General features: G+C 62.0%; 8 protein-coding genes. 6 read left to right on the forward strand and 2 right to left on the reverse strand.

The features are described 5' to 3' along the window. Positions 1-60 precede the first annotated feature (60 nt). Positions 61-1,665: an alpha/beta hydrolase gene (locus AAE029_RS29040; protein ID WP_371076506.1), complete on the reverse strand. Its 1,605-nt coding sequence runs from the start codon at positions 1,663-1,665 to the stop codon at positions 61-63. A 117-nt stretch (positions 1,666-1,782) separates the two neighbouring features. Next, positions 1,783-2,676 (reverse strand): LysR family transcriptional regulator, encoded by an 894-nt coding sequence (locus tag AAE029_RS29045; RefSeq protein ID WP_371076386.1) that lies wholly within the window; start codon positions 2,674-2,676, stop codon positions 1,783-1,785. Positions 2,677-2,878: 202 nt separating this feature from the next. On the opposite strand from AAE029_RS29045, the gene AAE029_RS29050 reads away from it, so the two are divergent. The 6 genes from AAE029_RS29050 to AAE029_RS29075 all read left to right on the forward strand — a co-directional run bounded on the left by AAE029_RS29050 (position 2,879) and on the right by AAE029_RS29075 (position 13,475). After that, a complete protein-coding gene (locus AAE029_RS29050) occupies positions 2,879-3,868 on the forward strand; it encodes an aldo/keto reductase (RefSeq protein WP_371076387.1) in 990 nt (329 codons plus the stop codon). Positions 3,869-4,447: 579 nt separating this feature from the next. Beyond that, a complete protein-coding gene (locus AAE029_RS29055) occupies positions 4,448-4,702 on the forward strand; it encodes a hypothetical protein (RefSeq protein ID WP_371076388.1) in 255 nt (84 codons plus the stop codon). Between the two features lie 328 nt (positions 4,703-5,030). Next, complete coding sequence (locus tag AAE029_RS29060; protein ID WP_371076389.1) at positions 5,031-5,588, forward strand: TetR/AcrR family transcriptional regulator; 558 nt, start codon at positions 5,031-5,033, stop codon at positions 5,586-5,588. A gap of 100 nt (positions 5,589-5,688) precedes the next feature. Beyond that, positions 5,689-6,819, forward strand: a complete 1,131-nt coding sequence (locus AAE029_RS29065) for an efflux RND transporter periplasmic adaptor subunit (protein WP_371076390.1) — start codon at positions 5,689-5,691, stop codon at positions 6,817-6,819. A 9-nt stretch (positions 6,820-6,828) separates the two neighbouring features. After that, positions 6,829-9,978 carry a multidrug efflux RND transporter permease subunit gene (locus AAE029_RS29070; RefSeq protein ID WP_371076391.1) on the forward strand — a complete coding sequence of 1,050 codons (3,150 nt, stop codon included), beginning with the start codon at positions 6,829-6,831 and terminating at the stop codon, positions 9,976-9,978. A 350-nt stretch (positions 9,979-10,328) separates the two neighbouring features. After that, the gene (locus tag AAE029_RS29075; RefSeq protein ID WP_371076392.1) at positions 10,329-13,475 is read left to right on the forward strand and encodes a PAS domain S-box protein; all 3,147 of its coding nucleotides are present in this window, start codon (positions 10,329-10,331) and stop codon (positions 13,473-13,475) included. Positions 13,476-13,493: the final 18 nt, after the last annotated feature.

Genomic DNA, 13,493 nt, shown 5'->3' on the forward strand with positions numbered 1-13,493 from the left:
CCGCTTACTCTCAGGTGTATCCGTCGACAAAGGCATGGCAGATCGATGCGGTTTCCATGATCAGAACGAATGCCGCTGTCTTTCAAAATGCTGCTTCAGACGCGTTATCTGTTCGGACGTCCACCCCTTAACATCCGTCACTTCGATCCACGCGTCGATATAATGTTCCGGCGCATAGACGTGCCCGTACCCCATCGGCGACGTTGTCGCCGTTGCGAAGTCGAACATGAGCTGGAGAAATGTCACCAGTGGATACCATCGCAGCTCGGGAGACACGTCCGGGCCGCGCGGCGCAATCATCCACTCCGGTTCCCTGTACAGAGACCGGTAGTCGAAGAAAGTCACCGGGTCGCTCGCATACTGAAGATAGACAATCCGCATCGGTCCCCAACGCGCTCCCGGAATATGCAGGGCGTTTTCCTGGTTCGTAAACCGTACGTACGACCCGTCCCGGAAACGCGGCAGCCAGGCGGGCGAATCGCGATCGCGATCGGCGGTGACCGAACGCCAGATTCTGCTCGGAAATGGCGGGCCGCTCCAAAGTGCTCCCTGATATGGATCGCCGATCACTTCGAACAGTTCCGCCGATTGCTCGGAGCTCAAGGCGCCAAGGCTCAGCCCGTAAAGGTAGAGCCTGGGGCGATGCTCCCTGGGGAGCCTGGTCCAATACCCGTAGACTTCCGCAAAAAGGGCGCGAGCGGCCTCGGCCCCGTAACCCGGCTCGACCAGAAGGGAGAGCCAGCTTGAAAGATAGGAGTATTGTATGGCAACGCTCGCGAGGTCGCCGCCATGCAGATATTCGACGGTGTCCATGGCGGACGGATCGATCCATCCGGTACCCGTCGGCATTACGACAATCAGCACCGACCGTTCGAATCCGCCCACACGCTTGAGCTCCTCGAGGGCAAGCTTTGCGCGTGCCTCGGCTGTCTCGGCAGACCTCAGCCCGGCATAGACGCGGATCGGTTCAAGCGCGTCTCTGCCCAGGAACGTGCTCAGATCCTTGGCTGTAGGTCCCGTCGCGATGAATTCCCGCCCCCTCCTTCCAAGTTCGTCCCATCGGACTAGGGATGCATCGCTGCCCGTCTTGTTGGGGTCGGTGGGTCGTGGGGTTTCAGGATCGATGAGTTCGTCGAGCGCCTGGAACGACGAATCCGCCGAGTGGAGCGCAACCCTGAAGAGGACTCCGTTGATGATCGACCAGAACAACACCACCGCAGCGACAATGCTGACCACATAGGAGATGCGCCGTGGCACGAACCGGTTGAGCGTTCCGGAGATGAACAGGAAAGTCAGCCGGAACAAGCGTGCCAGGACGATCAGGAATGCGAAGTTCAGCAAGGCGATCGCACCGACCTCGAGGGGACGCGCCGTATCGACCGGTTCCAGTCCCATAAAGTGTCTTATCGAGTTTTGCCATTCCGATGCCCGCCAAAGGAAGACGACGGCGGCGAGCGCGCAGGCAACGGCGGCAACGAATCTGAGTATCCGCAGGGTGCGGGCATTCGGCCTGGGTATTTCAAGATAGTCAGCCAGCCAGAGCCCGCCTACGCCAAGGCCATATCCGGCGGCGAACGAAAATCCGGACAGAACGCCCTGCATCTCAAACGTGCGCGGAAGCAGCGATGGCGTTAGCGAGGCGGCAAAGAAGAGCATTCCGATCATCAGGCCGACGGCCGAGAAGGAATGCCAGAACCTGAACCGTAATGGGTACACGGTGGCAGCCCCCGGAAGGAATGGTTCGAAGCAGCCTACTGTGCATGTCCCCTTGGCGCAATCCGCTCATCCGCGATGGCGCAGCGCATCGACTAGCAGGGCGAACGCCGGCGAGGCATGCCTGCGGTTCGGATAGTAGAGATGATAGCCCGGAAACGGCTGGCACCAGTCCTCCAGTACGCGGACCAGCCTGCCCCCGGCGACATGGATGTGCACCTGGTCCTCCGGCAGATAGGCAAGTCCCAGTCCGTTGAGGGCGGCTTCCAGCCGCAGCGCGATGTTGTTGAAAACCAGCTGGCCCTCGACACGGACGCGGAGCTCGCGGCCGTCCTTTTCGAACTCCCAGGCAAACAGGTTGCCATGCGTCGGGAACCGCATGTTGATGCAGTTATGCGCCGTAAGCTCCTGCGGCGTCGCCGGCGGCGGATACCGCTCGAAGTAGGAGGGGGACCCGACAACCGCGATCCGCACTTCGGGACTGATACGCACCGCGATCATATCCTTGGCGACCTGCTCTCCAAGCCGCACACCCGCGTCGTAGCGCTCGGCGACGATATCGGTCAGGCCGTAGTCGACGATGATCTCGACATTGATATCAGGGTTCTCGGGAAGGAACCGCGCAAGCGCTGGCGCAAGCACCGCGACGGCCGGATGCTCGCCCGCCGTGATCCGGATCGTGCCGGCCGGCTTGTCGCGCATTTCGCTCAAGGCGGCAAGCTCGGTCTCAATCTCCTCGAACCTCGGACCGATCGTGCGCAACAGCCGTTCGCCCGCCTGTGTCGGCGATACGCTGCGGGTCGTGCGGGTCAAGAGGCGCAGACGGAGCCTTTCCTCCAGCCCGCGGATGGTCTGGCTGAGTGCGGACTGCGAGACGCCGAGCTTTGCCGCTGCCTTGGTGAAACTCTGTTCGCGCGCGACGGCGATGAAGGCGGCCAGGTCATTGAGGTTTTCCCGAGGCATTCATTAATCCAGCTTATAGGTCCATGCCGATTATGACATCTAATCGCAAGCTGCCACAGGGTCTAGATTCCGGTCAACGCAACAACGAGACGGATGAACCTGATCCAGAGCCGGATGATTTCAGGTCGACCGACCTGAAATCTGAATCCGTCTCTCAATCAAAAAGTTAGAGCGGGCTGTCGCCCGCTCTAAGGAGGATCAAATGCGCAAACGCAAACTCGGCAGCGGCGACCTCGAAGTCTCCGCCCTCGGCCTCGGCTGCATGGGATTGAGCTTCGGCTACGGAACGGCGACAGACACGAAGGATGCGGTGAAGCTCATCCGCACCGCCTATGAACGCGGGGTTACCTTCTTCGATACCGCGCAGGTCTACGGCCCGTTTACCAACGAGGAGGTTGTCGGCGAAGCCCTTCAGCCGATCCGCGACAAGGTCGTCATCGCCACCAAGTTCGGCTTCGAGCTGCCGAGCCCTGACGGCGGGCAGCACCTGAACAGCCGCCCGGATTATGTCAGGCAGTCGGTCGACGCCTCGCTGAAGCGGCTCAAGACCGATGTCATCGATCTCCTCTACCAGCATCGCGTCGATCCGAACGTTCCGATCGAGGACGTGGCGGGCACGGTCAAGGACCTGATCGCCGATGGCAAGGTAAGGCATTTCGGCCTCTCCGAAGCCGGCGCCCAGACGATCCGCCGCGCCCATGCCGTCCAGCCGGTGGCAGCGCTTCAAAGCGAATATTCCCTCTGGTGGCGCGAGCCCGAAAAGGAAATCCTGCCGACGCTCGAGGAGCTCGGCATCGGCCTCGTGCCCTTCTCGCCGCTCGGCAAGGGCTTCCTGACGGGCACGATCGACGAGAAGACGAAATTCGAGAGCAACGATTTCCGCAACATCGTGCCGCGCTTCTCCGAGGAGGCGCGCAAGGCCAACCAGGGCCTCGTCGATCAGCTCGGCGCAATCGCATCCGAGAAGGGCGTCACCCCGGCGCAGATCGCGCTTGCCTGGCTGCTTGCCCGCAGGCCCTGGATCGTCCCGATCCCCGGCACGACGAAGCTGCACCGCCTCGAAGAGAACATCGGCGCCGCGTCCGTGGAGCTCAACTCCGCAGACCTGGCCAAGATCGAGGAGGCGCTGTCGAAGATCACCGTGCAGGGCGACCGCTACCCGGCACACCTGCAGGCCCGCGTCGGCCGTTGACAGCAGGCATCGTTTCGCAGTCGTTGGACATCACCGGCGCACCAGTCCCCTCGCCACGCGTGCGGGGAGAGGGCTAGGGTGAGGGGCAGACCTCTCAACGAATCCGATAGTTGCGAATAAAAATTCGAGTGCGGCGACAGCCCTCATCAGCCCTCGGGGCACCTCCCTCGCAAGCGGGGCGAAGGGGAGTCGCACCCTCCATCGTCCCTCACCGAGATATTCGTCCAAAACAGCCCACTTCCAGGCGCTGTCGAAGATCATCGTGCAGGGCGACCGCTACCCGGCGCATCTGCAGGCCCGCGTCGGCCGCTGATAGCAGGGCCCGACCGACGTCTTCCTAACCCTGCATAGCGGCTGAGGTACAGGCTCAAGCTCTTCAATAGCTTTAAGTAAGCGGTCTATGCCCTTGGCCCGGCTACAGCCGGTCGCGCGGTTTTGCAGAATCGCGGGTTTTTCAGGAAGCGGCCCGAGGGAACGCCGCGTTCCCGCCATTTTGCTGTATTGCCTTCACTTGCAAAGTATTCAATATTTACAACAGCTTTGGGGACACCGACATGTGTCGCAAGGGAACGGCACTCAATGTTTCGGATCAAACACAGCGTTCAGACTCGAACCGGCGAAATTCTCTCGGATGAGACCTTGGCAGCAACTTTTTCACAGGCTGGATTGGCCACTCCTCTCATTGAAGAGCTTATATCGACATTCGATAAACATGGCTTCGATAAGCGAAACGGCCGATGGTGGGCCTCGAGCAAGAAGCGATCTGGTGAAATTCACTTCTGGTGGGTCTTTTTTGAGGAGGATTCCCTCGATAACGACGGCAATGAAGGGTGATCATCGCCAGCTGCGAGAGGCTGTGGAACCCTAACTTATCAGGAGCGTTAATCTCTTCGGACCGCCGCTACCACTGTTGATGAGCGACAGTTTGGCTCCGCTTCCCATCCATCAGGAAGCGGCGCGACGGTCCGCCTTGATTGTCCCTCGCTTAGCCCCGCCAGTTGCGGGGCTTTTCGTGGAACTAACAGTTCCCTGGAAACGCTGCTGGCCGAGAAAGCGGCTCAAAGAGGCAACCTACAAGCCCGGCACCGGCTCTCCCCAAATTTCCCGCTTGCATAAAAGTACGAACGTTCGTATATTAAAGCCGTTTCCGTGGAGCCGCATCGTGTCCAGAACCAGAAAGATCACCGCCGACGAAATCCTCGACGCCGCCGAAAGGGTGGTCGTGCGCGAAGGGGCGGCCGGGCTTTCCATCGATGCCGTCGCCAGGGAAGCCTATGTGAGCAAGTCGCGGGTTGTTTACGACCACAAGACGAAGAGCGCCCTTCTCGAAGCGCTGATCGACCGCCGCGTTCAGGCGGAACTCGAGCGGACCAGGAAGAGCGTCGAGGAAAACGCCGACACACCCCATCCGGAACTCTTCGGAAGGATCGCGACGTCCGAGCGCGTCATGGATGAGACCGAAAGGGCCGTTGCCATGGCGGTCACCGCGTCTATGTCAAAAGAGGTGAAGATCCAGCAACAGATTCGGGACTGGGTCCTCACCGATCTCAAGGCAATGGAGAGCGGCCCGCGTCCGAAAGCAGCATTCATGGCCTACCTCGCACTGTCAGGCTTTTGCTGCATGGAACTCTTCGGCTTCCATGAATGGCAAGAAGCCGAGAGGCACAAGATTCTCGATGGGGTCCGCGCGATCTACGCCAGTTACCCCGAAAACGCATAGGCCCGCCCTCGGGCGGCATCACATTACAACAAGGACCTTACTCATGTTCAGCAGCCAGCCGCTGCCGCGCCTTAGAACTTTTTTGGCAGCCACGTCACTCATGATTCTCACATCAGGCATCGCCTTTGCCCAGCAGGGCGGCGAGATGCCGCCGACCGCGGTCGGCGTGATCGAACTCAAGGCCCATGCCGTTCCCGTCGTCAGTGAGTTGCCGGGCCGCGTTGCCGCAACGCGCGTGTCCGAGGTTCGCGCCCAGGTTTCCGGCATTCTCCAGGAGCGCGTTTTCGAGCAGGGCACGTTCGTGAAGCAGGGCGACGTTCTCTATCGCATCGACCCCAAACTCTTCAAAGTACGCGTCGCCAGCGCCGAAGCATCCCTTCAGCGCGCCAAGGCCACGCAGGCCAACGCCCGCCAGCAGCTCGAGCGGCAGAAGAACCTTCGCGACCGCAATGTCGCAAGCGGCGTGGAATACGACACGGCCGCCGTCAATCTTGCCCAGGCGGATGCCGACGTCGCTCTCGCCGAGGCCGCGCTCGACGAGGCGAAGATCAATCTCGACTATACCGAGGTGCGCGCCCCGATCAGCGGCATCATCGGCGGCGCGCTCGTCACCGAAGGCGCGCTCGTGACCGCCGATGGTTCACAGAACCTCGCCTTGATACAGCAGGTCGATCCGGCCTATGCCGACTTCACGCAGTCCGCTCAGGAACTGCTCGCCCTCAAGCGCGCCGTGGAACAGGGCAAGCTCGCAAGCCCCGCCCCCGGCGAGGCCAGTGTCGAGCTCGTCTTCGACGACGGCAGCGTCTACCCGCAGCCCGGCCGCCTGCTGTTTGCGAGCGCCAATGTCGACTCCACCACCGGCCAGGTGACGTTGCGCGCCGAGTTTCCGAATCCGACCCGCGACCTCCTGCCCGGCATGTATGTCCGGGTCAGGATCGCCCAGGCCGTGCGCCAGGATGCGATCACCGTGCCGCAGCGGGCCGTGCTCCGGACGCAGGACGGACGCCCTCAGGTCTATGTGGTGGCGGAAGGCCCCACCGCGGAACTGCGCGACGTCACCCTCGGCCAGGCCCTCGGCTCCGAATGGGTCGTGGAGTCCGGCCTGAAGGCCGGAGAGCAGGTCATCGCCGACGGCGCCCAGAAGGTCCAGCCGGGCGGCAAGATCGCCCCGGAGCCGTGGAACGCAACGAGCGGTGAGAGCAAGCCCACCGCAGACCAGGCCCAGAAGTAAGGTAGGCAAATGGCACAGTTCTTCATCAGACGGCCGATCCTTGCCTGGGTTTTCGCGCTGTTCATCTCCATCGCCGGCATCATCGCCCTTCCCTTCCTGCCGATCGCGCAGTATCCGAAGGTCGCGCCGCCGCAGCTCACCATCTCGACCAGCTATCCCGGCGCCTCGCCCCAGGAAATCTACCAGGGTGTGACGCGCCTTATCGAGGACGAGCTCAACGGCGTCGACGGGCTGATGTATTTCGAGTCGACCTCTGACACCTCGGGCTCGGCCTCCATCAACGCCACCTTCGAAGCAGGTACCGATATCGACCAGGCGTCCGTCGACGTCCAGAACGCGATACGCCGCGTCGAGTCCCGCCTGCCTTCGGTCGTCACACAGCAGGGCGTCACCGTCGAGGAGGCGTCGTCGGGCTTCCTCATGTTCATCTCGCTGACCTCCACCGACGGCAAGATGGACGAGGTCGCCCTCGGCGATTACATCACCCGCAATATCATCGGTGAACTGCGTCGTATCGACGGCGTCGGCCGTGCGCAGCTCTTCGCGGCCCAGCGCGCCATGCGCGTCTGGATCGACCCGGACAAGATGGTCGGCCTCAACCTGACGACCGCTGACATCAATGCCGCGATCGCCGCACAGAACGCTCAGGTCGCAGCCGGCCAGGTGGGTGCCGCGCCGAACCCCGTCACGCAGGACCTGACGGCAACGGTCCTGGTCAAGGGCCAGCTCGCCAACACCGAGGAATTCGGCAACATCGTGCTGCGCGCAAACGCCGACGGCAGTACCGTCCGGCTGCGCGACATCGCGCGCATCGAACTCGGCGCCGAGAGCTACAACTTCTCGAGCCGTCTCAACGGACAGCCGAGCGCTGCCGTCGCGATCCAGCTTTCGTCGACCGGCAACGCGGTCGCGACCTCGAACGCCGTCAAGGCGAAGATGGAGGAGCTGTCGCGGTTCTTCCCCAAGGGCGTCGAATACACCGTCCCCTATGATACCAGCCCCTTCGTTTCGGCATCGATCGAGAAGGTCCTGCACACCCTCATCGAGGCCGTCGTGCTCGTTTTCTTCGTGATGCTGATCTTCCTTCAGAACATCCGCTACACGCTGATTCCGACGCTCGTGGTTCCGGTCGCCCTCCTCGGCACCTGCGCGGTGATGCTGGCCGCCGGCTTCTCCATCAACGTGCTGACCATGTTCGCGATGGTTCTCGCGATCGGCATCCTCGTGGATGACGCTATCGTCGTGGTCGAGAACGTCGAGCGCATCATGGCGGAGGAAGGCCTGTCGCCCAAGGCCGCCACCAGGAAGGCGATGGGCCAGATCACGGGCGCGATCCTCGGCATCACGCTGGTTCTCTCCAGCGTGTTCATTCCGATGGCCTTCTTCCCCGGATCGACGGGCATCATCTACCGCCAGTTCTCGCTGACCATGGTCGTCTCGATCCTGTTCTCGGCGTTCCTGGCGCTCTCGCTGACACCCGCGCTCTGCGCCACTTTCCTGAAGCCCATCAAGCAGGGGCATCATCACAAGAAGGGCATCGGCGGCTGGTTCAATCGCAAATTCGAAGGCCTGACCAAGCGCTACACGATTCTCGCGGGTGGCATGGCGCGCCGCGCCGGCCGCATGATGGTGGTCTACCTCGCCCTCGTGGTCGGTCTTGGATACCTGTTCGTCAACCTTCCGAGCTCCTTCGTCCCGAACGAGGACCAGGGCTTCCTGATCGTCGACATCCAGGGTCCGCCGGAGGCAAGCGCCAACCGGACGCTCGCCTCGATCGAGCAGATCGAGAAGATCTTCCGTACCGAGCCTTCGGTCCGCGACGTGGTTGCCATCCAGGGCTTCAGCTTCTCGGGCAACGGCGCCAACGCCGCCCTGATGTTCGTTACCCTCAAGGATTGGTCGGAACGCGGCGAAGGCCAGTCCGTCCAGGACATCGCCAATCGCGTGAACATGCAGTTGTTCGCTCTCAAGGATGCGACAAGCTTCGCGCTCTCGCCTCCGCCCATCGAGGGCTTCGGCACGACGGGCGGCTTCTCCTTCCGTCTGCAGGACCGCAACGGCCTCGGCCAGGCCGCCCTTTCGGCGGCAGCGGGCGAACTGATGCAGAAGGCGGGCCAGAGCCCGGTCCTCGCCGGCATGCGCATCGAGGGCCTGCCGGATGCCGCACAGGTGCTGCTGGTGATCGACCGCGAGAAGGCCAACACCTTCGGCGTCACCTTCTCCGACATCAACAACACCATCACGGCCAACCTCGGATCGTCCTATATCAACGACTTCCCGAACGCCGGCCGCATGCAGCGCGTCATCGTCCAGGCCCAGGACCGCGACCGTCTCCAGGTCGAGGACATCCTGAAGCTCAACGTCCGCAACGCCAGCGGCGGCATGGTGCCGCTCTCCTCCTTCGCGATTGCTGAGTGGCAGAAGGGCACGCCGCAGATCGTCGGCTACAACGGCTATCCGACGGTCCGCATCTCCGGCGAACCCGCCCCCGGCATGTCTTCCGGCGCTGCAATCGCCGAGATGGAACGTCTCGCTTCGCAATTGCCGAACGGCATCGGCTTCGAATGGAGCGGGCAGTCGCTGGAAGAGATCAAGTCCGGATCGCAGGCTCCGATCCTGTTCGGCCTCAGCATCCTGTTCGTCTTCCTGCTGCTGGCGGGGCTTTACGAAAGCTGGTCGATTCCGTTCTCGGTCATGCTGGTGGTGCCGCTTGGCGTCATCGGCTGCGTGCTTGCCGTCATGCTGCGCGACATGCCGAACGACCTCTACTTCAAGGTCGGCCTGATCGCCATCATCGGCCTGTCGGCGAAGAACGCGATCCTGATCGTGGAGTTCGCCAAGGACTACTACGCGGAAGGAAGGTCGCTGATGGACTCCGCCGTCGACGCCGCCCGCGTGCGCTTCCGGCCGATCATCATGACCTCGCTCGCCTTCACGCTCGGCGTCGTGCCGCTTGCGATTGCGGCAGGTGCGAGTGCGGCCAGCCAGAACGCCATCGGAACGGGCGTCCTCGGCGGCATGATTTCGGCCACCATCCTTGCCATCTTCTTCGTGCCGGCATTCTTCGTCTTCGTACTTAAGGTCCTGCGAACGAAGCGGCCGTCCGAAGAGGACGATGCGGAAGATCGCCCTCTCCCCGCATCGGCCGCCCATCCCTGACCCCAGCCAGGATGGGCGGCACTCCCGCCTATGGCAGTGATGCAGCTGCGGCGCCGCGCGTCTTATCGGACGCACGGCGCTCCAATTCTTCAGTGCATGTCGCGCAAAAGTGTGCAGCGGTTTTTGCGATAACGACATGCATAAACAAGATGCATGCCGCGCAAAAGTGTGCAGCGGTTTTGCGGCACCGACGTGCATGAAAACAATAGCTTAGCCTGAATCTCACCTATGTCCTGTTCTGTGCCCTGCGCCGCCTCGCCTCAACATCTCGCCTTGCCGGTGCTCATCCATGGGAGCAATATAAGCAACATAGAATAATCGGCTGGTTATCTGGGGGGAACTCGGCAATCATGGTGCGGCACCGCTTAATTATCCCTGTTGCCGCCGTCGTTCTCGTTCTAAGCCTTGTGCTCATCGGTCTCGGAATTTGGATGGGAACCGTCATTGTCTCGATCATGTCCGAACGCCTGATCGCAGAAGTGACGCAAGCTGTGCATCGAGACGTGGGTCATTTGGTGCGGGGCGCTGACAGAGCGGTATCCCGCATGGCCGATGATCTTGTCCGGCACGATGTGCCGCTTGACGATCCACATGCGGTCGCAGGGGAGCTTTATGCATTGCTGGCCAATGAACCCGATGTCGACTGGCTGTTTTTCGGCAATAAGGCTGGCGGGATCGTTTCGGTGGGGCGATTGGAAGACGCAAGCACCGTTTTTTTGATGACCGATGAATTTCGCGCTGGCGTCGTGCGCGAGTTCGAAGCGTTGCCGGCGGGGCGGGTCGGTCCATTGCGGAAGTCGGAAAAAGCCTTCGATTCACGCCAGAAGCTCTGGTACGCCAACGCGAAGGACACGGGCAAGCCGTACTGGACCGAGCCCTATCTCGGTTCAGTCGAGCCGATCTTGGGCGTCACGCTCGCCGCCCCCGTCTTCACCAAGGATGGCGACTTCATCGGGGTGTGTGGGATCGACCTTATCCTCACTCAGCTTTCCAGATCCTTACAGGGGCTCGAACTGGGTAGGCACGGGCGAACTTTCATCATCGATGCCACCGGACATTTGGTGGCAGCCTCGGGCGGAGTCTCACCTGTCGCGATCGGCGCCAATGGCGAGCATCTGCGCCTGCAGGCGTCGGAGGCTGCCGATCCCATCGTTCGCGAGACGGCTCGCCATCTCGGTCAGCAGGCTGACATTGTCGGGTCGTCCTCGACTGCGCCGCGGGTCTTTTCCTTCGATGACCCCAAGAGCGGCAGGATCTATGCTGCCGTTAACCGCTCTGAAGCGCCAGGCGCACTTAAGTGGACCATCATCTCGGCGGTGCCAGCTTCGGATTTCCTGGGGCCCGTATATCGAGCGGCATATCTTGCGATGGGCATCGGCACAGTTATCGTTGCTGCCTTCGTGCTCCTCGGACTCTGGTTGGTCGCACGTACGTTGCGGCCGCTGACGGCCCTGACGCAGGCGGCGCACGCAATCGCAAAGGGAGAATGGCGAGACCTGCCCGAGGTTCGGCGAAACGATGAAATCGGCTTGCTTGCCCAGGCGTTCACTCTCATGACGTCGCGCCTCAAGGAGACATTGGACGGTCTGCGTCGGAGCGAGGCCTGCCTGGAGGAAGCTCAACGCGTCGCCCACGTCGGCTATTGGGAACGTGACCTGGCCACAGGCCGTCTTGCCTGGTCAGACGAGACCTACCGCATCTTTGGGCTCGCGCCGCGTGAAGGCACGGTTAGTCTTGCTCAAGCGATTGAGCGGATACACCCGCAGGATCGGTCGATCTGGAGCCAGGCTGCTGCCGAAGCCATACGTGGAGAATCGCGCTACGACCTGGAGTTTCGGATCATCCGGCCTGACGGCGAGCAGCGCATTGTCCACAGTCAAGGCGATCTGACAAGGGATGCACCGGGCCCGTCATGCAGCATGTTCGGTACGATACAGGACGTTACCGAGCGCAAACGCGCGGAAGAGGCGTTGCGGGACAGCGAAGAGCAATGGAGAGCCGTCTTCGAGAACAATCCGACGATGTACTTCATGGTCGATGCGACTGGCATCATCCTGTCTGTGAATCCCTTTGGGGCCGAGCAACTTGGCTACACCGCCGACGAACTGATCGGCCGTCCCGTACAGGACATCTTTTACGAGGCGGACCGAGAGGCCGTCCAGCGGCATGCGGCCGCCTGCCTCGATCATCTCGGCCAAGCCATAAGCTGGGAGCTGCGCAAGATTCGCAAGGACGGCTCGATGCTCTGGGTCCGCGAGACGGCCCGAGCAATGACAATCAAGAAGCGACCCGTCGTCCTGATCGTGTGCGAGGACGTCACCGAGCGCAAGCGCGCTGAAGAGGCTGCCCAGCGGAGTGAAGAAGAGCTTCGCGAGGTCATCGAGACAGTCCCGGCGATGGTGTGGACCGCGTTGCCCGACGGCCATGTCGATTTCATCAATCGGCGTTGGCAGGAGTTCACAGGTTTGTCCCTGGACGAAACAATGGGATGGAGCTGGGAAGCCGAAGCGCCGTTTCATCCTGAAGATCGTGAACAATATCTCAGCAAGTGGAATGCCTCCCTGGCCACCGGCAAGCCGTTCGACGTCGAGGTGCGGATGCGTCGCGCGACTGACGGCGAATATCGCTGGTTGTTCGAAAATGCCGTGCCGCTGCGCGACGAGCGCGGAAACATTCTTAAATGGTACGGGTTCGTCGTCGACATTGAAGACCGCAAGCGGGCCGAGGAGGCGCTGCAGAGGGCACAGGCCGAGCTTGCGCATGTCACGCGCGTAATGACGATGGGCGCGCTGACCTCCTCCATCGCCCATGAGGTTAACCAACCGCTGGCCGCCATGGTCACCAACGCCAACGCGGCCCTGCGCTGGCTCGCCGGCCAGCCCCCGAACCTCGAAGAGGTGCGGGAGACACTAGGGCGCATCGTCCGGGATGGACATCGGGCCAGCGAGGTCATCGGGCGGGTGCGAACGCTCCTTAAGAAGACGGCAACCGTCACGGCGCAAGTGGACCTGAACGGCCTGATCGAAGATACAGTCGCTCTCGTCCATAGTGAGGTACGCCGTCACCGGATCCAGGTGAGGACCGATCTGGCGCACGACCTTCCGCCTGTAGCGGGCGACCGGGTACAGTTGCAGCAGGTGGTCCTGAACCTGGTGATGAACGGCATCGATGCCATGAAGAACGTGACGGACCGGCCGCGTGAGCTGCTGATAAGGTCCGAGACCGACGCATCCGGGGCGGTGCAGGTCGCCGTGCAAGACTCTGGCGTCGGGCTGGAGCCACAAAATGCGGAGCGGGTCTTCGAGGCGTTTTACACGACGAAAGCAGAGGGCCTGGGTATGGGTCTGGCCATCTGCCGGTTGATCATCGAAACGCATGGCGGCCGGCTGTGGGCAAGCGCGAATGAGTCTCGGGGCGCTGTTTTTCAGTTCACCCTGCCCCCAGAACGGGACGGGAGCGCTCCCGGCGAGCCTGCCGGCCAAAAGGCAATCGTCTAAGATAATGCATGTCGCGCA

It is taken from the genome of Sinorhizobium sp. CB7, assembly GCF_041357635.1.
Lineage (GTDB): Bacteria > Pseudomonadota > Alphaproteobacteria > Rhizobiales > Rhizobiaceae > Rhizobium.